18 protein-coding genes and 2 pseudogenes are annotated in these 21057 nt (G+C 35.0%); 12 read left to right on the top strand and 8 right to left on the bottom strand.

What is annotated here, in order from left to right:
• The first annotated feature begins 16 nt into the window (after window positions 1-16).
• From OPR50_RS06430 to OPR50_RS06395, 8 genes are all read left to right on the top strand, one after another.
• Window positions 17-1084: a DNA-directed RNA polymerase subunit alpha gene (locus OPR50_RS06430; protein ID WP_265023964.1), complete on the top strand. Its 1068-nt coding sequence runs from the start codon at window positions 17-19 to the stop codon at window positions 1082-1084.
• A gap of 7 nt (window positions 1085-1091) precedes the next feature.
• Window positions 1092-1520 (top strand): 50S ribosomal protein L17, encoded by a 429-nt coding sequence (gene rplQ, locus OPR50_RS06425; RefSeq protein WP_264339447.1) that lies wholly within the window; start codon window positions 1092-1094, stop codon window positions 1518-1520.
• A 23-nt stretch (window positions 1521-1543) separates the two neighbouring features.
• On the top strand, window positions 1544-1894 hold the full coding sequence (locus OPR50_RS06420; protein WP_012673177.1) for a YraN family protein: 351 nt from the start codon (window positions 1544-1546) through the stop codon (window positions 1892-1894).
• Window positions 1895-1935: 41 nt separating this feature from the next.
• Window positions 1936-2496 (top strand): ATP synthase F1 subunit delta, encoded by a 561-nt coding sequence (gene atpH / locus OPR50_RS06415; RefSeq protein WP_010962742.1) that lies wholly within the window; start codon window positions 1936-1938, stop codon window positions 2494-2496.
• Window positions 2493-4034, top strand: coding sequence for a F0F1 ATP synthase subunit alpha (gene atpA, locus OPR50_RS06410; protein WP_012673176.1), 1542 nt, complete (start codon window positions 2493-2495; stop codon window positions 4032-4034). Before atpH ends, atpA begins: the two co-directional genes overlap by 4 nt.
• Before the next feature lie 9 nt (window positions 4035-4043).
• Window positions 4044-4538 (top strand): transcription elongation factor GreA, encoded by a 495-nt coding sequence (gene greA, locus OPR50_RS06405; RefSeq protein ID WP_007549342.1) that lies wholly within the window; start codon window positions 4044-4046, stop codon window positions 4536-4538.
• Window positions 4539-4544: 6 nt separating this feature from the next.
• The gene (gene ribB, locus OPR50_RS06400) at window positions 4545-5189 is read left to right on the top strand and encodes a 3,4-dihydroxy-2-butanone-4-phosphate synthase (RefSeq protein WP_007549343.1); all 645 of its coding nucleotides are present in this window, start codon (window positions 4545-4547) and stop codon (window positions 5187-5189) included.
• A 71-nt stretch (window positions 5190-5260) separates the two neighbouring features.
• The gene (locus OPR50_RS06395) at window positions 5261-6541 is read left to right on the top strand and encodes a M48 family metalloprotease (protein ID WP_265023963.1); all 1281 of its coding nucleotides are present in this window, start codon (window positions 5261-5263) and stop codon (window positions 6539-6541) included.
• Between the two features lie 27 nt (window positions 6542-6568).
• Here OPR50_RS06395 and OPR50_RS06390 read toward each other — a convergent pair whose 3' ends face one another.
• Both OPR50_RS06390 and fabG read right to left on the bottom strand, forming a co-directional pair.
• Window positions 6569-6898 carry a TrbC/VirB2 family protein gene (locus OPR50_RS06390; protein WP_155968336.1) on the bottom strand — a complete coding sequence of 110 codons (330 nt, stop codon included), beginning with the start codon at window positions 6896-6898 and terminating at the stop codon, window positions 6569-6571.
• 88 nt (window positions 6899-6986) lie between these two features.
• Window positions 6987-7721 carry a 3-oxoacyl-[acyl-carrier-protein] reductase gene (fabG, locus tag OPR50_RS06385; RefSeq protein WP_265023962.1) on the bottom strand — a complete coding sequence of 245 codons (735 nt, stop codon included), beginning with the start codon at window positions 7719-7721 and terminating at the stop codon, window positions 6987-6989.
• Between the two features lie 266 nt (window positions 7722-7987).
• Here fabG and OPR50_RS06380 point away from each other — a divergent pair, with 266 nt between their 5' ends.
• The 4 genes and pseudogenes from OPR50_RS06380 to OPR50_RS08920 form a co-directional block, all read left to right on the top strand.
• A complete protein-coding gene (locus OPR50_RS06380) occupies window positions 7988-9508 on the top strand; it encodes an HlyD family type I secretion periplasmic adaptor subunit (RefSeq protein ID WP_174516815.1) in 1521 nt (506 codons plus the stop codon).
• 142 nt (window positions 9509-9650) lie between these two features.
• A pseudogene (locus OPR50_RS08925) lies at window positions 9651-10367 on the top strand (IS3 family transposase); the annotation flags it as partial.
• Between the two features lie 108 nt (window positions 10368-10475).
• Window positions 10476-11942: an IS4 family transposase gene (locus OPR50_RS06365; protein ID WP_264339584.1), complete on the top strand. Its 1467-nt coding sequence runs from the start codon at window positions 10476-10478 to the stop codon at window positions 11940-11942.
• 14 nt (window positions 11943-11956) lie between these two features.
• Window positions 11957-12296, top strand: a pseudogene (locus OPR50_RS08920) (transposase); the annotation flags it as partial.
• Between the two features lie 48 nt (window positions 12297-12344).
• Here the strand turns inward: OPR50_RS08920 and OPR50_RS06350 are convergent.
• The 6 genes from OPR50_RS06350 to OPR50_RS06325 form a co-directional block, all read right to left on the bottom strand.
• Entirely contained in the window at window positions 12345-13748 is a 1404-nt protein-coding gene (locus OPR50_RS06350) for an NAD(P)H-dependent flavin oxidoreductase (RefSeq protein ID WP_265023960.1), read from the bottom strand.
• 349 nt (window positions 13749-14097) lie between these two features.
• Window positions 14098-14685, bottom strand: coding sequence for a dephospho-CoA kinase (gene coaE / locus OPR50_RS06345; protein WP_265023959.1), 588 nt, complete (start codon window positions 14683-14685; stop codon window positions 14098-14100).
• A gap of 295 nt (window positions 14686-14980) precedes the next feature.
• On the bottom strand, window positions 14981-16159 hold the full coding sequence (locus tag OPR50_RS06340; RefSeq protein WP_265024330.1) for a ribonuclease D: 1179 nt from the start codon (window positions 16157-16159) through the stop codon (window positions 14981-14983).
• An 875-nt stretch (window positions 16160-17034) separates the two neighbouring features.
• A complete protein-coding gene (gene mutS, locus OPR50_RS06335; protein WP_265024329.1) occupies window positions 17035-19545 on the bottom strand; it encodes a DNA mismatch repair protein MutS in 2511 nt (836 codons plus the stop codon).
• Between the two features lie 275 nt (window positions 19546-19820).
• Entirely contained in the window at window positions 19821-20636 is an 816-nt protein-coding gene (locus OPR50_RS06330) for an ankyrin repeat domain-containing protein (protein ID WP_264339309.1), read from the bottom strand.
• A gap of 185 nt (window positions 20637-20821) precedes the next feature.
• Window positions 20822-21004 (bottom strand): hypothetical protein, encoded by a 183-nt coding sequence (locus OPR50_RS06325; protein WP_006279522.1) that lies wholly within the window; start codon window positions 21002-21004, stop codon window positions 20822-20824.
• Between the last annotated feature and the right edge of the window lie 53 nt (window positions 21005-21057).

Here is a 21057-nt window from a genome sequence, read left to right as displayed (position 1 = left end):
TTGAAAAGGTTGTTTTATGTATTATAATAATGATGTGTCTCTCTGTAGCAATTCAGATAAATTGATTAAACCTAGTTCAGTTAAGGTAATATCAGATGATTCAAGTGAAAAAAGTGATATAGTGCTAGAACCGTTGGAAAGTGGTTTTGCTTTAACATTAGGTAATGCATTAAGACGTGTAATGTTATCTTCTCTTAAAGGTAGTGCTGTTTATGGAATAAAAATTGAAGGTGTAACTCATGAGTTTACTTCAATTCAAGGGGTGAGAGAAGATGTAACTGATATAGTGTTAAATATGGGCATGTTGAGGTGTAAATTAAATGGTGCTTCTAATAAATGCTTAAATTTAAACGCTAAAGGGCCTTGCCAGGTATTAGCTGGGATGATAGAAACTGATGATCAATGCTCTATTGTTAATAAGGATTTATTAATATGTACGCTGGGGCAAAATGTAGAGCTTAACATGACCATATATGTGGCTAGCGGAAAAGGTTATCTTCCTGTAATTAAGTATAAAGAAAACGAACTTTTGAAGCTTATGAGTGAACAGGATTTAATTGGTTTTATTCCAGTTAATGCTTTGTATGGCCCTGTCAACAGGGTTTCGTACACGGTAGAGAACAGTCGTGTTGGCCAAGTGACTGATAAGGATAAGCTGATATTGTCAATTGAAACTGATGGTACAATTTCTCCGACTCAAGCTGTTGACTCTGCTGCAAGAATATTACAGGAGCAACTTCAGCCCTTTATTAGTTCTGATGTAAGTTATAAAAAATCGCAGGTTTCTTCGTCTAGTGGTGCTAAAGATTTGGGTTATGACCCTGTCTTATTGCGTAAGGTAGATGAAATGGAATTATCTGTCAGGTCTCATAACTGTCTGAAAAACGAAAACATCACTTATATAGGTGATCTTGTGCAAAAGACAGAAGGTGAAATGTTAAGAACTGCTAATTTTGGCAGAAAGTCTTTGAATGAGATTAAGGCAGTTTTGACTAATTTTGGCTTGTCTTTGGGTATGAATGTGCTAAACTGGCCACCTAAGGATATAGATGAGTTGGCTAAACAACATACTGATGAAGATTAGGTGATATATGAAACATGGAATAAAAAAACGTAAACTATCTCGTTGTACTGAATATAGATTATCGACGTTAAAGAATCTATCTATCTCATTAATTAACCATGAGCAGATTGTAACTACTTTACCAAAAGCTAAGGAACTTCGTCCATATGTCGAAAAGTTTATTACAATTGCTAAGAATAAGAATACTTTACATGGTAGAAGACTTTTGCTTTCACGCCTTCATAATAGTAAGTTAGCAGTTGATAAGTTATTAAACGTCTTAGCCAGCCGTTATCAAGATCGTAAAGGTGGGTATTCTAGAATAATAAAATTTAGCACTCGAAAGGGTGATTGCGCTTCAATGGCAGTGATAGAACTGGTTGATAGGGATATTGCAGCAAGAGGTAAGGTTTATAGTAAAAATAAAGAAGGAGGCAAAGTAGTTACACAAAGTTAATTGTTATCATAATTGTTCTTCTTGTGGTAAGTAGGTTACGCTACTTTGTAGGTTACTTTGGCGAGTTATTAGTTTTAGTATATTTAAAACTGAAATGGTATAATGTTATAAAACGCCGTTACCGTTGTAAGTTCGGTGAAATTGACTTAATTGTATCTAAAAAAAAGGAGCTGATTTTTATAGAAGTTAAAACAAGTTTACTTGGAAAAGAAATACCGATATCTCATCTTCAATGTCAGTCTATTATAAATTCTTCTAAGTATTTCTTAAGTAAAAACCTTAGTTTTTTAGATTATTCAGTCAGATATGATTTATATTTTCTTTCCTTAAAGAGAAGACCTGTTTATATAAAAAATGCTTGGATTGAAGAATGAAAGATTTGTAGCTGAATTAATTTAGATTTACTGGATTTAATATGAAAAAGACCCAATACAATAATTTAGTTTCATCTTACGCTAGAGTGCTATTTCATGTCTCAGGAAGCAGGTTAGGTATTATAAGGAAAGAAGTAGAATTTTTGTTGGCTTTTTTTAAGGATCAACGTGATGTTTTTGTGTACCTATCTCATCCTATGATTTCTTTTGCACACAAAAAAGAAGTGATGCTTTCTATAAATGAGCACTTGAGTGAGAATTTAGTAAAATTTATTATGGTTATATTTGCAAATAAACGCTCTAGTTTATTGATCCTTATATTAGAAAAATTCTTAAGTCTTGCAAGAGAAAATGAAAATGAATTCGAAATTACTATAAAGTCAGCAGAAACTTTAAAGGAATCTGATATAAAAATAATTACTGAATCTTTGAGCTTTCTTGGTAAAATAATAAAAGTAAGCAATGTGGTTGACCCTTCTATACTAGGTGGCTTCGTAGTTAGGTATGGTTTTAATTTGATCGATGCTTCGCTAAAAAGTTACTTGGATAGGTTAGTTGACTTAAGTAAAATGGAAATATTAAAAGTAAGGAATTTTGTATGAAGAACAGTATGAATGTTTCTGAGATAGCAAGTATAATAAGAGAAAAGGTTGAGACGTTTGATAATCCTATAAAGCGGGAAAATATAGGTGAAGTAATTTCAGTAACAGATGGTATCGCATTGGTTTATGGGCTGGAAAAAGCAAAATTCGGTGAAAAGGTATTTTTTGCAAGTGGTGTAGAAGGAATAGTTCTCGATTTAGATCATGATACGGCTGGAATAGTTGTGCTTGGTAATGACCGTGATGTGAAAGAAGGGGACGTTGTAAAATGTAGTGGTGATGTTGTGCAGGTGCCTGTAGGGCATGAATTGTTAGGGAGAGTTGTAAATGCGTTGGGCCATCCTATGGACGACGGTGGGGAAATTAGAGCCAAAAACAGAATGGATATAGAATCTAAAGCGCCAGGCATTATTGATCGTAAGTCTGTGCATGAGCCACTGCAAACAGGAATTAAAATTATAGATTTGCTAATTCCAATAGGTAGAGGGCAGCGTGAATTAATTATTGGTGATAGACAAATTGGTAAAACTACTATTGCGCTTGATACTATTATCAATCAGAAGAAGATTAACGATGAGGTAAACGAAAATCAAAAAGTTTACTGTGTTTATGTTGCTATTGGGCAAAAAATTTCAACAGTAGCAAAAGTGGTAAATAAGCTGAAAGAAAGCGGAGCATTAGAGTATACAACTGTAGTTGTGGCTAGTGCATCTGACTGCGCGCCTATGCAATTTTTAGCACCTTATGCTGGTTGCACTATTGGGGAATTTTTCCGTGACAATGGAATGCATTGTTTGATTATATATGATGATTTATCTAAGCATGCTGTGGCATATAGGCAGATGTCTTTATTGCTCAGACGTCCTCCTGGTCGTGAAGCTTACCCTGGAGATATATTCTATGTACATTCTCGCTTGCTTGAAAGAGCTGCTAAAATGTCTGATAAAAAAGGGCAGGGTTCTTTAACTGCTTTGCCAATTGTCGAAACTCAAGCTGGTGATGTATCTGCATATGTGCCAACAAATGTTATTTCAATTACCGATGGGCAGATCTTTCTTGAGTCTGAATTATTTTATAAAGGATTTCGACCTGCAGTAAATATAGGTTTGTCAGTTTCACGGGTTGGTTCTGCTGCACAACTAAAGTCTGTGAAGAAAGTTGCTGGTTCTATAAAGCTAAGCTTAGCTCAGTATAGAGAATTAGAAGATTTTGCAAAATTTGGTTCTGATCTTGATGCTAGTGTTCAATTATCCTTGAATAAGGGTAAATATCTTGTCGAGTTATTAAAGCAAAAACAACATTTACCTATGTCAATAGAAGAGCAAGTAGTGCTGATGTATATTTTTTCTAACCTATATAATCAGTTAAGTAAAATACAAATAAGTTACATTAATAAATTTGAACATGATCTTATTAATTATTTTCATACTGTACACCCTGGGGTTTTAAAAAAGTTGTCAAATGACATGAGTGATGATATAAAAGGTGATATTTTTAACATTGTGAGTAATTTCGTTACTCAATTTAATTGCGTTTAGGTGGTGATTATGGCTTCATCCATTATTAATAAATTTCCTATGACGAGGGAAGGTTTTGAGAATATGCAAGCCGAACTTGAAAAATTAAAGGAAGAAAAACCTTCTGTGATACAGGCTATTTCTGATGCTCGTGATCAAGGTGATTTGTCTGAAAACGCAGAGTATCATGCAGCACGGGAAAGGTTAGGTTTTATTGAAGGCCGTATAATGGAGATAGAAAGTAAGCTCTCACATGCGGAAGTAATAGAAGTAAAAAATTTGTCTGGTGATTCAGTAATGTTTGGTGCAACTGTGACATTAAGCATGTTAAGTGATAATAACGGTGAAGTGGAATATGTTTATAAGGTTGTAGGCGAATATGAAGCTGATGTTTCAAAGCAGTTAATATCTACTAGTTCACCACTTGGGAGTGCCTTAATCGGCAAAAAAGTCGGTGAATATGTGGAAGTGACAGTGCCAAATGGAGAGAAATTGTATAAAATAGTTAAGATTGAATTTAAGTAAATTATTATGGTACAGGCCACTTATGCTTCAATGAGTCTACCAGGTATTTCTTCTGTGGAAGATGTATTAGAGGATGCTCGTTCCGGTAAATTATTCATTTTAGTTGATGATGAAAATAGAGAAAATGAAGGCGATTTGATTGTCTTAGCTGAGAAAATAAAGCCGGAACATATGGCTTTTATGGTTAGGTACGGTACAGGGGTTGTTTGCTTAGCAATGACTAAATTTCACATGAAAAGGTTGGGCCTTAATTTCATGGAGAAGAAAAATATTGGTGAAAATCATACCGCATTTACTACATCAATTGATGCACGTTATGGCATTACAACCGGTGTTTCAGCAGAGGATAGAACGAAAACTATACATGCTGCTATCAACAAGGATGGTACTCAGGATGACATCATAACTCCAGGTCATGTTTTTCCTGTAATTGCACATAAAGGTGGGGTGGCACAACGTGCTGGTCATACTGAAGCGAGTGTTGAAATGGCGAAGTTAGTAGGGTTTGATCATTCAGCAGTTATTTGTGAATTAGTGAATGATGATGGCTCTATGATGCGCTTACCTCAGTTACTTAAATTTGCTGAACAACATAAAATTAAGTTAACTACCATCGACAAACTTATCAGTTACGTTAAAAATTTAAACTAGCATTTATAAATTTGTATAATTTAAGTGTTAAAATATAGAATTTCTATAAATTATACAAGCACAGAATTTTCATGTTTAGAGTTGCTAAGTTTTTGACCTTATTGTTCTTTTTTGCATATTGTAATAATGCTTACCCTATTAACATTATTAGAGATAGTGAAGTGGAAGCAATAGTGAAAGAGCTAGCGCAACCTTTATTTTCTGCTGCGGATATTGATCATGAGCAAATAAAAGTTTTTATAATTAATGACAATTCGATTAATGCTTTTGTAATTAACAATAACAGTATTTTCATTCATTTAGGACTTTTACAATATTCGGCTAAACCTTATGTCCTGCTTGGTATATTAGCACATGAGATTGCTCACATATCTGCTGGTCATATATTGCAAATGAGTAGTGCTATGGGTTATTTTCAATCGATAGCAATGATTAGTTATATGGTAGGATTAGTTTCTAGTATTATCATTAACCCTCAGGTTGCTGGTGCAATTTTGCTTAGTGGTGTAGCGTTTAGTTCAAGGCTATTTTTTAACTATTCTCAAGAGCAAGAAAGTGTAGCAGATAGCTATGCTTTAAGGTATCTTGATGAATCTGGCTATGATAATTCAGGTATGAAAGAGATTTTTGATTATTTTAAAAGTATTGAGCATGAGAACACCGAGGAATATTTCCGCACTCACCCACTTAGTGAGAAACGTATATTTGCTGTACAAAATTATAAGGTTAAAAACAACGTAAAACCAATTTTTGCGGATAAGTTACTAAAGTTTGAGCGTGTGGTTGCCAAGCTAGACTCTTTCTTTGCTCCTATTCATGTGTTATCTAATAAATATGAAAATAATTCTGAGTATGTAAATGCTATAGTTTGCTATAGGCAAGGAAAGATAGAAGAGGCTATTGCTAAAGTTAATTCATTGATTCAAGAGTCACGCAATGACCCATACCTATATGAATTAAAAGCAGAAATGCTATACAAGGCCGGAAATTTAAGTGAAGCAATAAAAATGTATGAGGAATCGCTTAGGTATTTATCTGAGAAAAACAGTTATTTAGTGAAACTTGCATTATCTCATACTTTATTATTACACGGTGATGCAAAAAAGGCGATTTTTTACCTGGAGCAGATTTTGAATGTAGAACCAGATAACGCTTTTGTCTGGAAGTATTTAAGCATTGCATATAAATGTGAAGCTGATACGGCAATGCATTATTTTGCCTTGACAAAAAAGGCTTGTATTGAAGGTGATTTAAAGCAATTTACAAAATATGCTGAGCTAGCTGTTAAAACTTTACCAAAAGATAGCCCTTATTTGTTGCAAGTTGAAGATATGAAGCGGTTTAATGGATAACAAAAAAGCATTTCTGCACTTTTTGGATTATTTTTGTCCACACTTTTCCAACATAGTTTTTGCTTCATCGCTTACGTTGGGCATAATTTTCGTTATGATAGTTTTAGCGCCAAAAAATACACCACAGAACATGCCAAGAGCAAAGAGGGCTGGCCACGGCATCCTGCCAAATATTGCAAGCAAAGCTGCACCAATTATTACTACCGTCATAAGTGGACCGCCTATCCCCCAAACATAACCAATAATATTGCATATTACTTTAGTTGTGTCATCCATATCAGGGTCAGCTGCATAACCTGAGAAAGAGAAAAGCAATACTACGCAAAAAACACTAAAAAATTCCATTATAGAGCTCATTTTTTTGCCTCTAAGTAATAAATTAACCTAAACCTACACATTTTTTATTTTAAAGTAAAAATTATAATTTGTCCATACATAAGTGTTGCTACATAAATAACCCACCATTAATATTGAGCACATGCCCTGTTATATATTTTGCTTCATCACTTGCTAAAAACAAGACCCCTGCTGCTATTTCTTCCCCTGTTCCCATTCTTTTCATTGGAATATTATCTAATATTTTTCCCTTTTGTCCTTCATTTAAAACTTCAGTCATTTTAGTATCTATAAACCCAGGAGCAATACAATTTACTGTTATATTACGACTTGCAACTTCTTTTGCTATGGATTTGCTCATAGCTATTATTCCAGCTTTAGACGCCGCATAATTTGCTTGCCCGGCGTTTCCTGTCAGCCCTATTATTGAGGAAATATTTATAATTCTTCCCCAATTATTCTTAATTAGTTTTCTGCATGCTTCTCTACTCAGCTTAAATGTAGAGCTCAAGTTAATATCAATTACTTTTTGCCATGCTTCATCTGTCATTCTCAATAATAAACTGTCTCGCGTAACACCCGCATTGCATACGAGCCCGTCAAAGCCTTCCATCAGCTCACTTGCTCTATTTATTAGTTGATTTACTTCCTCAGCATTTGATAAATCACAAGGGAGTACATGCATGTTTTTTTCATATTGTTTAGCAACTTCTTCGAGCACTTCTTTTTTTGTGCCAGAAATACATAAAGTTGCTCCGGCTTTGTGCATAATTTTTACAATTGCTTGCCCTATTCCGCCTGATGCGCCAGTAATCAGGAACTTTCTGCTTTCCAATTTAAGCATAATAACTTTATATTATCTTAATTCCTAACAGAATATTGACTAGTTGGCAATAGATTTCTTACATAATATAAGTAACTCAGATATTCACAAAATAAAGAAAAAGTTATAATAAAGTTAAACGTCAAAAAATTTTAAAAACATAGTTGATGCAGGAATTGTTACTAAATAGTTTATTCTGGTGCTCTACAGTCTAAATGGAATGCTTAAATTATAGATTCTTTGTTTTTGTGTGTTATCTTGAGTTAACACAAATTCACAGTAGTATTATGATAAGTAAGTTAAAAAAGCTTAGCGCTGGATTTTCTTTGACAGGCTTGATTGGCCATGGTGATAATATAAATATGCAAGGAGCAAAAAATAAAAAGAAGAAGTACCCAAAATTTTTGGATAAGACGTTTGCATTGATTGATGCAGTGATAAATTTTATTTTAAAACGCGAAAGTAATAACGTAAATGAAGTCCTGAAAGTAACATGGGGACCACTATTTTTTGGTCTGGTAGTAATACTCATCTTTTTTGGGATAGGTGGTATTTGGTCGGCTATAGCTCCAATTGACGGTGCGGTGCATGCAAGTGGAGAAGTTATTGTATCTTCAAATAGAAAAATAGTTCAACACTTGGGCGGAGGAATAATAAGCAAAATTTTAGTAAAAGAGGGTCAAGCAGTTAAAAAAGATGAGCCTCTAGTTTTGTTGAGTGATGTTAACGAGAAGGCGAATTTAAGTATCATCAAAGAGAAGCTCTTATCATTTTTAGCAACAGAAGCAAGGCTTCTTGCAATCAGAGTAGATTTGGACACGCTCGAGTTTCCTGATGAGGTTAAAAAATTATCTCACGATGAACTTGTAAATAAAGCGATAAAGAATCAAGTAAAGTTGTTCAACTCTCAGAGAAAGAGCATATTGGGAAAAACAGACATACTGCAACAACGTATAAAGCAGTTAAATGATGAATTAGCGGGGCTAAACTTTCAACTAAATGCAGCTCATAAGCAATATGACTTGATAACTGAGGAGTTGGAAACAAAAAGACAATTACTTGATAGTGGCCATATAAGCAAACCACACATTTTAGCTTTAGAAAAGCAGTTTGCTGAAATTGAAGGCAGAGTTGGACATTACCGTTCTGCAATATCTCAAGTGCAGCAAAAAATTGGAGAGAACGAATTAGAAATTATAAACGTGAGAAATGATTCTCAAGAAAGAGCAAACGCTGAACTTAAGGAAGTTAGTACGTCTATTGCAGACTTGAAAGAGAGACTGATGGTTGCTGAAGATTCATTAGCACGTACAATAATTAAATCGCCTCAAGATGGGATAGTCACAGATATAAGATACCATACTGAAGGTGGTGTTATACAATCTGGAGTTCCGATCATGAGCGTAGTGCCATCGGATGATGACCTAATAATAGATGCTAAAATTCAGACCAGAAACATAGAAGAGATACTGTCAGCACAAAAGAAAGATAGCAACATAGTCTCTATTGATGGGCTAGAAGGGCTAAAGGTTAAAGTTCGTTTAAGTGCTTACAGTGCACGTCGTTTAAGTTTAATTAATGGTATAGTAAGCAATATTTCTCCCGATGCCCTTGATGATCCAAGGCTAGGGCGTTATTATTCAGTACGTGTAGTGATACCAAAACCAGAGCTTGCTCAGTTTAAAAACGTATACCTATACCCTGGTATGCCAGCAGAAGTGTACATAGTTACTCAATCTCGTACTCTTTTATCATTCTTGTTTACGCCTATAATTGCAACAGTCGATAGGTCTTTTATAGAAAGGTAGCTCACTCGTTAAAGTAGTAGTGAAAGTGCCGTAATAAAATTTAGGTACATAATTAGACAATAGGCTTCTTGACCTTACCCAGAAAAAGTGGAGAGAAAGAAAGGAGTTTTTTCGGGTAAAATAAAATTTTGGAGGATTAGAAATGGCAAGAGAATATACGGCAGAATTCAAATTGGAAGCTGTTAAGCTGGCAAATGAACAAAGAAAGGCAGGTCAAACAATTACAAAAATAGCAAAGGATTTAGGAATAAAGGGTGGTTTATTAGGAAAATGGATAAAGAAACACAACGAAAAAAAGTCGGCAGCAGATGCATTTCCAGGTAGAGGTAACATGGCTCCTTACGACAAAGAGAGGTTTGATTTACAAAGCAAGAGTAACAAGGGAAAGAGACATTTAAAAAAAAGCCCTGGCCAGTCAAAAAGAGTAAAATATTTTTTTATATAGTAACTGCTATAAAGTACAGGAATTATGTAGGATTTTCTGCTAGTGGCTACTATAAGTGGACCACAAGAAAAATAAGCAGTAGAGAATCAGCAAATAAAGAGCTACTCGAAGCTATTCAAAAAATATATCAAGTTTCTAAATGTAGATATGGAGCTCCTAAAATTCATGCTGAATTGAAGGCTTTGGGTAAAAGTTGCAATTTGAAAACGGTGCAAAGTATTATGCAGAAAAATGACATCAGGGCTATACTGAGAAGAAAGTTTAAAATTAAAAAACAACAAACAGATAATAGAGCTGTAGCTCCCAATATATTAGATCAAAACTTTATTGTTGATCAACCAAATAAAGTATGGGATTACTTACATCAAAACCAAGGAGGGATGGCTATATTTGGCAGCAATAATTCTCACGTATGGTAGTTAATCTTACTATTACCCATAAGTATATAAATAGTAAAAAAGCTGATATTTTACTAATTCAACTTTCTATTATAAATGGATCTATGGTCTAAAAATGGAATATATGATGAAAAGAACTATAAATACTTCAACTGGCGAATGGGCAGAAAGTGAATTTGGAATTGTTAATTTTGGTGATATAAGATTAAGTAAAAGGCTTCTAAAAATAGTTAATAGTTTTGCTGAATCGCCTGAGCGTTCAATAAATCAAGCTTGTGAAGATTGGCATCAAAGTAAAGCAGCTTATAGATTTTTCCAAAACGATGCCATTTCTGAGAGAAAGATATTAGAAAGTCATATAATTAAAACTGTTGAAAGAGCTAAAGAATACTCAACTATCTTAGCTATCCAAGACACGAGTTATATCTCATATAAAAATCATAAAAAGACCGAAGGATTAGGGATTATAGCAGCAAGATTAACATCTAAAACAACTAATTTTAAAACACATGGATTAGTGATGCATACAACGTTTGCAGTTACAACAGAAGGATTGCCTATAGGATTATTGGATCAAAAAATTAGTACTAGACCCTCCTTAGCTGAAGACCTAAAAGAGTTGAAAAGAAGAAGCCATAATACTGCTGTTCCCATAGAAGAGAAAGAAAGCATACGGTGGATAGAATCACTTAAATATTCTACTAATCATCCTGGATTAAAGGATATCAAGGTAGTTACCGTCTGTGACAGAGAAGCAGATATGTATGATTTATTTGAAGTTGCTTCCACTAATCAATCTCTTTTTGTAGTAAGAGGAAATCAAAACAGAACAATAAATAAGAAGTCGACTTATTCTGAAAAAGGTGGTGAAAGGTTGTGGGATCTGATGAATCGCATGTCTTGTCAAGGAGAAATACAAGTGAATATTCCTGCTCGCAATGATAAACCTCAAAGAACAACAGTTTTAGAAGTAAAGTTTAGCAACTTTGTGATGAATGCATCAAAAAATAACGCTAGACGTAAAACCCAAAAACTTCCTAATTTAAGTTTAAATGCTGTCTATGCTATAGAAAAATACCCCCCATTTGGCGAAGAGCCTGTGAACTGGATTTTGTTGACAAATATAAATATTAATAATTTTGAAGAAGCAGTAGAAAAAATACAATGGTATTGCTTAAGATGGAGAATAGAGGTTTTTCATAAAATTTTGAAATCTGGTCTTAAAGTTGAAGAATGTAGGCTCCAAGCAGCAGATAGATTAATCCGCTTTCTTACAATAATGAGTATAATTGCATGGAGAATATTTTTTATCACACTAGTAGCTAGAACAAATCCAAATCTTTCTTGCACTTTCATACTGACTGACGACGAATGGAAGGTTTTATATACCAAAATGCTTAAGACAAAAAACTATCCTGAGACACCACCACCTATAAGAGAAATTGTGAGGTGGGTGGCCAAGTTAGGAGGGTTTTTAGCTCGCAAAAATGACTTAGAACCAGGCCCTATAGCTTTGTGGAAGGGATGGAAACGTCTCTTTGATTTAGCAGAAGGATGGAAACTTGCTCATGAATTTTATACTTGTGGGTAATAGTAAGGTAGTTAATGAGTAGTGCAATAAATAAACAATTGGTTATGAACTCTTTATTAATGGCCATTAATAGGCGTAAACCTGTTAAAAATCTACTGCTGCACAGTGACCAAGGTTCACAATATACTGCGCAAGGGTATCAATATCTCTTAGCTGTAAAGAATATAGATGAGTAATAAAGGCTGTTGTTACGACAATTCTGTTGCAGAAAGCTTCTTTAGCTCATTGAAAAGAGAAATACTTATTGATACTTCACAACACTCTGCTCAACAAACTAGAACTGCAATATTTGAATACAACGTCACTATTAACTATTGCATTCCAGAACAATTTGATGCATCATTCTTTTTGTAAAAAACATTCCAAACTTTCTCTCCACTTTTTCTGGGTAAGGTCACTGACTCAATACCCAGTCAATATCCTTTCCACCAGTTCTTTTACTGCCGGTACGTAGCCATTCTCATAAAATGGATCTTGCTTAAATTTGTACACATTGTGCCCGGAAAACATGAGTTCGTTCTCAATATCACCATCGTGTATAACGTTTTGCAGTGTTTTTTGTATGCAAAAACTACGCGGATCTGGCTTTCGTCCTGTTGAATGGTCACCATGATCTTTCCAATTGCTAAACAAACAATGGCTCAAACATCCCATACAATTGATTTGATCTTCTCTTATTTGTTTAAATTTATCTGGCGTCACAAAAATAACAGTTGAATCTGGGGTTTTCATTGCTTCTGTGTACCCTGCTTTAGTCCATGTATTTGCCAGTTCTTTGTCTTTTGCAGTAAGGTAGATCTTCCTACCTCTGCTACCCATTGCAAATTCACTATTGGATTCTTCGCTGGCATTTTCTGAAAAATTTACTTGATGTAATTTTCGTTCCTGTAACTCACGTATAAAATTATTCCTCACCGCAGATGAATAAAACCCTGTTGGACTGAATTTATTTAAAAATACATCACCTTCTTCTAAAGTGAGTAGCTTCTTTTTCCACTCTGCAGAAATTGGGCTTTCTTTCGTCAAAAGTGGACGAGTGCCAAACTGAAAAGCTATTGGTCCAATTTGCAGATTGTCAAACCAATGTTCCCAATCTTTCAAATGCCACACTCCTCCTGCCATAACAATTGGTGTTTCTGAAAGACCGATCTCGTTCATGAAAGATCTAAGCTCTGCAACTCTTTCAAATGGAGCCTGTGGTAGCTCTGGGTCTTCACTGTTACTCAGTCCATTGTGCCCTCCAGCAAGCCATGGATCTTCATACACTACTCCACCAAGCAAATAGGAAGATATTTTTTGGTAAGTACGTTTCCATAATGCTTTAAAAGCACGCACTGATGAGATAATAGGGTAATAATAAACCTGATATTTAGCTGCAATTTCCCCAAGCCTATAAGGCATACCAGCACCGCAGGTAATACCATGAACTAAGCCTTTTGCTCTTTCCAATATGCCATTAAGCACGCGTTCTGCTGCTCCCATCTCCCAAAGTACATTCATGTGTATTCTTCCATGACCTTTTGATATTTCATTTGCTATTCTTGCCTGACTAATTCCAGCTTCAATACTATACTCAATCAATTCACTATGCTTTTCATTTCTTGTTTTGCCTTTATAAATTAGTGGCACTAACTCGCCATTATCATCAATAAGCTTAGCATTTGCACCAGAAAATGTACCCACAGCATCTGCTGCAGCAAATGCTCCGCTTGATCTTCCATCACTAACTGCAATGCCTTTGCCGCCCTCGATGATTGGCCACACTTCCTTTCCTGAAATTACTATCTTTTTTATCTTATTTTTCAAAACTTCCTCGCAATCTTTCACTCTATTTTACTTAATTACTAAAAAAATGATAGCTGTTTATTTTTTCTTGTATCATTAAAGCTTCTATAGCTACTCACGCTGTTGTAGTTTGAGAGCAGTTCCCATCGGAAGGGTGTCATTCCAGTGCTTGACACTGGAATCCAGTTTTTGATCAAAAATGTTGCTATAGTGCACAATCAATTTTCCTGGATCCCAGTGTCTGGGCACTGGGATGACACCATAGGGGGCTACTTGGATGACAGGGGAGGGAGGCTGCTGGGATCCTGACAACCGTCATCCCGCTGCTTGTTAGCGGGATCTAGAGATACCGCGGCGGTATGACGTAGAGCTACGTGTTTAGGTTTAATGAATCCACTATATCTTTTACTTGAGAAAAAACATACTCTTTGCTTACACTGGTATCGATAATAAAGTCACTCATCTTCCTTTTCTCCTCAATAGATAACTGAACATCGGAGATTAGATTAAGCTTTTCTTTATCTATGTTGCGTTCGTTAAGTCTTTGAGCTTGCACAATGCTATCTGCATGAACAAAAACAATAAGGTCGCAATATAAATAAAATTTTGTTTCTAATAGAAGTGGCACATCTAAAACTAAAAGTTTTCTATCGATCTTTTTTTCCTTGGCAATAAAAAATTCTAATTCACGCAGCACAGCAGAGTGAACCAAAGATTGAAATTGTTTCCAATTTTCATCGTAGGCTAAGAAATATTTAGACAGTACTGTTCTATCTATTTCACCATTTACTACCACTCCAGGAAAATTTTTCTCTGCATAACTTATTATGCTTTTATCCACTTTATAAAGTTGGTGTACAACAGAATCAGCATCAAATACAGCAGCACCAAACTCTTGAAAGCAATTAGTTACAAAGCTCTTTCCTACCCCAATTCCGCCTGTTAGACCTATAATCATATAACAAAAACACATTAGACTTCTTTCGAAACTATAGCTAAGGTTTCTCTATATATATTAACTAGATTTTCTAGATCCCAGTGTCAAGCACATAACTATACGAACATTGCAATTTGTAGGTGGTATCATTCCAGTCTGGAATCCAGCTTTTATGTTGTATAGTGCACAATCAATTTTCCTGGATCGAAGTAGTCAAGGCACTGGGATGACACCCTACTTAACCGTCATACCGCCGCGGTATCTCTTAGCCACTAACACGTAGCGGGATGACGATTGTCGATAAATTTAAGTTACTTTAGCAACAGTTATTCTCCACTAAATTACTCTGAATTTTGGTTATATTATTTGCGGATTTCACTGCTGAAATCTCAAATTTTGAGCTTGTGTTCAAAAATGATTCAACTGACCTGCCAAAAAAATCATATCTCCATCCCTTGAATAATTTATCTGTCTGTCCAGATATTGACCCGGTTAACTCATCTTTTGAAGAAACTAATTCCCTTGATATGTTACTTTCTTTACATTTACTATCTAAAATAATTGAGAGTATATCAAGTACAGATTTGTCATAATTACTCGATAAGGTGTTGTTTTGCTGCATCCAATTTCTCTCATTTTCATTAAAAATATTCACAAACTCTAGTAAATCCGCATCTTTTATATTTTTTGCATTCCTCTTGAGATCATCTAAAATCTCATCAACATGCTCTATATTTTTTTCAATAAAACCAGCTATTACAGCATTATTGATTATTTTATTACGGTTCATATTATAGCGCTGTGCTAAGGTTTCTTGCCACTCACTAACTGCTTTAACAGTTAGTATCAATCTTGGATTTACTTCATAATTAAATTTAATCCTCTTCCATGCATCTTTTGGGCTATGTAAATACTTATTTATATCAACTATTGATTCCATCTCCTCTTGAAACCAACCCATCCTATTATTTTCTTCAAGTTTATTGCACAATATTTGGTATAGGTCATATAGGTGTACCACGTCGTTTACTGCATAATCTAACTGATCTTCGGACAACGGACGCCTTAACCAATCTGAATTTTTAGCTTTAATTTTATCCAGTGCTATTCCTTGATATTGCTCCACTACTTTTGAGTAACCAATAAAGTCATGATAATAATGACAAAACATAGCAGCAACTTGGGTATCAAAAATGGGAGTGGGAATACATTTAAACACAGTGAGTAAGGATTCTATATCCTGCCGGCAGCTATGAAACACTTTGGTTATCCCCTGATTTAGCATTATTTTCTTAATGAATGATAAATCAATTTCTGGCACTAATGCGTCTACAATAAAACTCTTCTCTCCGTAAGAAATTTGAATTAACGATAATTTTGGGTAGTAGATTAAATTATTTCTAATGAACTCCGTGTCAACTGCTATAAATTTTGGCTTTTTTGCTATCAACCCCTCACATATGTCCTCCAGCTCCGACGTTGTATTAATTAACATATGTTTTTTATTCAGTGGTTCTACTTTACCACTTATATTAAATTTTTGCAATTAATGACTTCTTGCAGAACTTTCTATCACTCATTGGCATCACACAAATAGCCTTTTCCATCCCAATCCCAGTGCTTCCTTCTCCTGTCATCCCAGTGCCCTGACTACTTGGATCTAGCAAGCTTTGCTTGCAAATAAGTCTAATACGCGTCGCGTTTTATGCCAAAACACAATTGGAGTTACATGCAAAATAGATCCCAGACTGGGATGACAAAAAAAGGAGCACTGGGATGACAGCAGTCCTACGTCATACCGCCGCGGTATCTCTAGATCCCGCTGCGGGATGACGATTGTCGTTTAGCTATAAATATTAAGAAATTTACCGAATAAAAAAAAAGGCAAAAGAAGCCCTGGGGTTATTATCCGCTTTAAAATATTGGCGTTTTTTATGTTTTAAACGCTTGACAAGCAAGATTAAGCTGCTTTTAGTTGCAACTAACTTACGCTGCAAATGTTTAAGAAATTTACTAAGCAGAAAAAAAGACAAAGAATCCCCGAGTTAGCTAGTCTTTTACTATCTCTGTCGAGTATTGGCATTTTTTGATGTCTTGTAACGCTTTATAAGCGCGTTCAGCTTATTTAGATAAAAATCTAGATGTAGATGAAGTTTTGTAAAGACATACAGTATCTATATACTGCAAAAAATTGAACATAAGACGCCGATACATTAAGTAATCCTTACCTTTTAATCTGCAGATTGGCGAAAGCAAATACAATAGCTTCACTATCATGATAAGGGCGCTGGCGAAGGGTGTCAAGTAAGTTTTTCGTTTCTATAGCTACTACCACGATTGTATAGGTAATTCTTCACTTATAATAATGATTCAAGCCTTCAGCTCCTCAAACACTTCACTTGCTCTATTTAAAACAGAATCAGGAAAACCAGCAAGTTTTGCTACATGTATTCCATATGACTCATCTGCAATGCCTTCAATTACTTCATGTAGAAAGATAACCTCTCCGTTCCACTCTTTTATTTTTACACAAAAACATTTCACGTTCTTCAAGTATTTGCTTACTTTAGTTAATTCATGATAATGAGTTGCAAAAATGGCGCGGCACTTATTTACATTGTGAATATGTTCAATCACCGCCTGTGCAATAGATAATCCATCATACACCCCTGTGCCCCTACCAATTTCATCAAGTATCACCAAGGAACGGTCCGTTGCCTGATTTACTATCGTTGCTGTTTCGATCATCTCTACCATGAAGGTAGAATAACCAGCTGTTATATTATCCGTTGCGCCAACCCTGCTGAATATCTTGTCAATCACTCCAATATGTGCACTCTCTGCTGGCACAAATGACCCCATGTGAGCTAAAATTGCAATGAGAGCGTTTTGCCTCAAGAAAGTGCTTTTTCCAGCCATATTAGGACCAGTAATTAGATGTATACCAGCTAAATTGATGCTATTTGCAATGAATTTATCGTTAACTTCAACCACTAGATGTCTTCCGCTACAGATATTGAACTCTTTGCTGTCATCAATAATGGGTTTTACGTAATTATTTTGCACTGCAAGCTCTGCAAATGCGGTTCTAATATCAAGTTTTGCCAAAGCATTTGCAGCAAGAGCAATTTTTTCAGACTCTTTAGCAACTTCACTACACAGTTCACTAAAAATTTTCATTTCTAAGCCGATTGCAGCATCACGTGCCGTAAGAATTTTATTTTCTAGTTCTTTCAATTCATTAGTAGTGTAGCGCATGCTATTTGCTAAGCTTTGCCTATGAATAAATATATCCGAAGTTATTTTGTGATTTGCCGACACTTCAACGTAATAACCAAGTATGTTGTTGTGTAATATTTTGAGTGCGGCAATGCCAGTTAGGTCGCGATAAGATTCACGGAGTTTGGTTATTAGTTTATTACTATTATTTAATATGTAGGATAACTCAGATAATTCTGAGTTGTATTTTGAGTGAATAAATCCTCCTTCTTTCACGGAACTGAGGTTATTATCGAGTATAGCACTATTTAACAGTTCAAATAGGTCTTTATGATTGCCAAGGCTCTTATGTATTGTGCTGAGTTCACTCTCGTCACTACTTATCACCTGAGTAGTAGACACTGGTTCCTTTTCTCCGGTCAAGCACTGGAATGACATCTGAGAGTTAATTTCTGATTTTTCACTTAAACAATAATTATGCAAGGTAGACAGAAACTCAGACAACTCTAAAGTTTTTCCTAGGCCTATTTTTAATAGGTTCATATCCTTTGGTGAACCACGCCCTAGTATTAAGCGCGATAAAGACCTTTCAATATCTGGAATGTTAGATAATATCTCTCGTATTTTTTTGCGTGAATCATGATTATTTACAAAAAATTGAGCGGTGCTGAGCCTCAAATTGATTGCCTTGGAGCAAGCAAGTGGTGAAGCGAGCATTTGTTTGAGCAGGCGTCCACCAGAAGCTGTAACTGTGTGATCAATAACTGAAATTAGTGAACCTTTCTTTTCACCAAATTGAGTTGAGAATAACTCAAGATTTCTCCTTGCTGAAGCATCAATAAGCATGAAATTTTGTTGCTTATAGGTTTTCGGGAATTCAAGCCTTGGAATGGAGCCCCTTTGTGTTACTCTGACATATTCAAGCAGTGCACCGCACGCCATGATTTCTACTTTGCTGAAATTTCCTATACTCCCAAGTTCCCTGATTTTATAAAACTCGCATAACGTTCTGTGAGATTTACTATACTCAAAAAAACTCTGTACGTGTTGTGTAATTGATATTTTATAATTTTTTAAAATCGATCTAATTTTTTCGTCCTCAATGAATTTTTCAGAAATTAATAATTCTCTTGGTGATATACGCAATAAATCACTATCTAGAGCTTTCAAACTCGTTAAAGTGTGAAAAAATTTTCCCGTCGATAATTCAAGCCAACTAATAGCATATTCGTCATTTTGTTCAACTATGGATGCGAGATAATTATTGCTTTTATCCTCCAGTAGTGAATCTTCTATAATTGTACCTGGAGTTACAACTCGCACTACATCACGTTTTACTATGGATTTATAGCTCCTCTTTTTTGCTTCATCAGCAGTTTCTAATTGGTCACAGATTGCTACTTTGAATCCTAAATCTATTAGCTTGTGCAGGTAAGACTCACTACTGTGTGCTGGCACTCCACACATTGGTATTTCTTGCCCACACGAATTACCTCTCTTAGTGAGCACTATATTCAGCAATTTCGCAGCTTTAATAGCATCATCGAAAAACAACTCATAAAAATCTCCTAGCCTATAAAATAGCAGATGATCCTTGTATTGAGCTTTCAGGTTCAAATACTGCTCCATCACAGGGGTGTTTTTTTCTTTTACGAAGCTCATAATATTTTTTAATATATTGTATTGATAAACGTTATTATAGATTATATTGCACATGTGGATAACATAAATTTTAAATAGGTGTATAGAGGGAAAAATTTAAAACAATTAAATTTCTTGGATCCAAGTAGTCAGGACACTTGGATGACATAAAGAGTAGGAGTATTTGATGACAAAAAAACAAAAAACGCAGTTGTCATTCCAGCGCGTGACGCTGGAATCCAGAATATCCTAATTACAAGGTTTATTATTTAGTTTGAAAAATACTATAGCTTTTTCTATGTAAGTTGTTGCCCTTCTTTATCATTTTTACCATTTGCAGCACCAACAGATATTTCAGAGCTAACAGAGCTAACAGTGCTAATAGTTTTTTCTATCGCTTTAGCCTGTTCATAGTCTTGACTCAAAAAATACATGGCCAGCCCAACAGCTATACTAGCAACAAGAACAGATGCTATCATTACACCTAGTATCATACCACCAGAAAGACTTACTGCAACATACACACCAGCTCCAAGTACAACACCAAGAAAACCACCAATCATTATGCCAGGCACTAAACTGCCTATCATAGCGCTTTCTTTTTTCGTATGAGCTTGTTTTTTCATACTTTTAATAAGCACTTCTTTTGTTTTTCCTTGAGCTAAATCTGAAGGAATTTTATTATCCGCGTTTTGTATCAAAGGATTTGCACTATATGTAACAAGAAGGGTGGTTATTTCTTCAGTTTTATTACCTATAACTGCATGATGTAGTAATGTATTTCCCTCTTCATCTTTAAAGTTTATATGAGTACGAAATTCTTCATCTAGATTTCTTATTGGGTTGTTTTTTGCATATATCCCAGATTGTATTGCTCTATCTAAGCATTGTATCACTTGTTCTAGTGATTGCTCGCCAGGATTTTGTATAAAATGAAGCAGAATTTCGTGTACTATCGCTTCCTTTGTAGTTTTTGGGCATCGTAAAGCGTAATTAAATGTCTGTGTAGTAATAACTTCTTCTTTTCTTTTTTTAAGAACAACCCTTAAATCTTCAATCGCCTTTTCACCATCTTTTATTCCAAGAATTATTGAATCCAAATTATTTATCATGCTATCCTCCTTGGTTTGATTGCATTACTCATTAATAAATAATATAATAAATCCTGCTAAAAGTCAAGCAATTAATTAATAAGTTAATATAATCCTCCAAAAGGAGCTCCTTACTTTTTGTTCAGCATGTCCATTGGATCAGACTCTTTAAGCTTGCTGTTTGCTGAATTTATTCATCACAATAGCTACAATGTGCTATCGAAGTTCTCTGTAATCTTAGTTGGTTCTTCTAGAATATTCAAAATATCAGTTGCACAATAAACCCGATCTCTCTTTCCTTGAGAAGTTTGTGAAACGATGCCTAAATCTTCAAGCTTTACGATTGCTCTTTGGGCTGTTGTAAATACGACACCTAAGTTTTCAACCACTTTCCTTATAGTAAAGTAAGGGTTTAAAGACTATTAACTAAATCATTGTCCCA

This window comes from Wolbachia endosymbiont (group A) of Epagoge grotiana (genome assembly GCF_947251775.1).
Taxonomy (GTDB): Bacteria; Pseudomonadota; Alphaproteobacteria; order Rickettsiales; family Anaplasmataceae; genus Wolbachia; species Wolbachia pipientis.
This window is presented reverse-complemented; position numbering and strand designations above follow the sequence as displayed.

Bases quoted from the DNA above. Each gene is read 5' to 3' on its own strand.
- OPR50_RS06430 (WP_265023964.1), top strand. From the start codon at position 17: ATGTATTATAATAATGATGTGTCTCTCTGTAGCAATTCAGATAAATTG.
- rplQ (WP_264339447.1), top strand. From the start codon at position 1,092: ATGAAACATGGAATAAAAAAACGTAAACTATCTCGTTGTACTGAATAT.
- atpH (WP_010962742.1), top strand. From the start codon at position 1,936: ATGAAAAAGACCCAATACAATAATTTAGTTTCATCTTACGCTAGAGTG.
- atpA (WP_012673176.1), top strand. From the start codon at position 2,493: ATGAAGAACAGTATGAATGTTTCTGAGATAGCAAGTATAATAAGAGAA.
- greA (WP_007549342.1), top strand. From the start codon at position 4,044: ATGGCTTCATCCATTATTAATAAATTTCCTATGACGAGGGAAGGTTTT.
- ribB (WP_007549343.1), top strand. From the start codon at position 4,545: ATGGTACAGGCCACTTATGCTTCAATGAGTCTACCAGGTATTTCTTCT.
- OPR50_RS06395 (WP_265023963.1), top strand. From the start codon at position 5,261: ATGTTTAGAGTTGCTAAGTTTTTGACCTTATTGTTCTTTTTTGCATAT.
- OPR50_RS06390 (WP_155968336.1), bottom strand. From the start codon at position 6,898: ATGAGCTCTATAATGGAATTTTTTAGTGTTTTTTGCGTAGTATTGCTT.
- fabG (WP_265023962.1), bottom strand. From the start codon at position 7,721: ATGCTTAAATTGGAAAGCAGAAAGTTCCTGATTACTGGCGCATCAGGC.
- OPR50_RS06380 (WP_174516815.1), top strand. From the start codon at position 7,988: ATGATAAGTAAGTTAAAAAAGCTTAGCGCTGGATTTTCTTTGACAGGC.
- OPR50_RS06365 (WP_264339584.1), top strand. From the start codon at position 10,476: ATGATGAAAAGAACTATAAATACTTCAACTGGCGAATGGGCAGAAAGT.
- coaE (WP_265023959.1), bottom strand. From the start codon at position 14,685: ATGATTATAGGTCTAACAGGCGGAATTGGGGTAGGAAAGAGCTTTGTA.
- OPR50_RS06340 (WP_265024330.1), bottom strand. From the start codon at position 16,159: ATGTTAATTAATACAACGTCGGAGCTGGAGGACATATGTGAGGGGTTG.
- mutS (WP_265024329.1), bottom strand. From the start codon at position 19,545: ATGAGCTTCGTAAAAGAAAAAAACACCCCTGTGATGGAGCAGTATTTG.
- OPR50_RS06330 (WP_264339309.1), bottom strand. From the start codon at position 20,636: ATGATAAATAATTTGGATTCAATAATTCTTGGAATAAAAGATGGTGAA.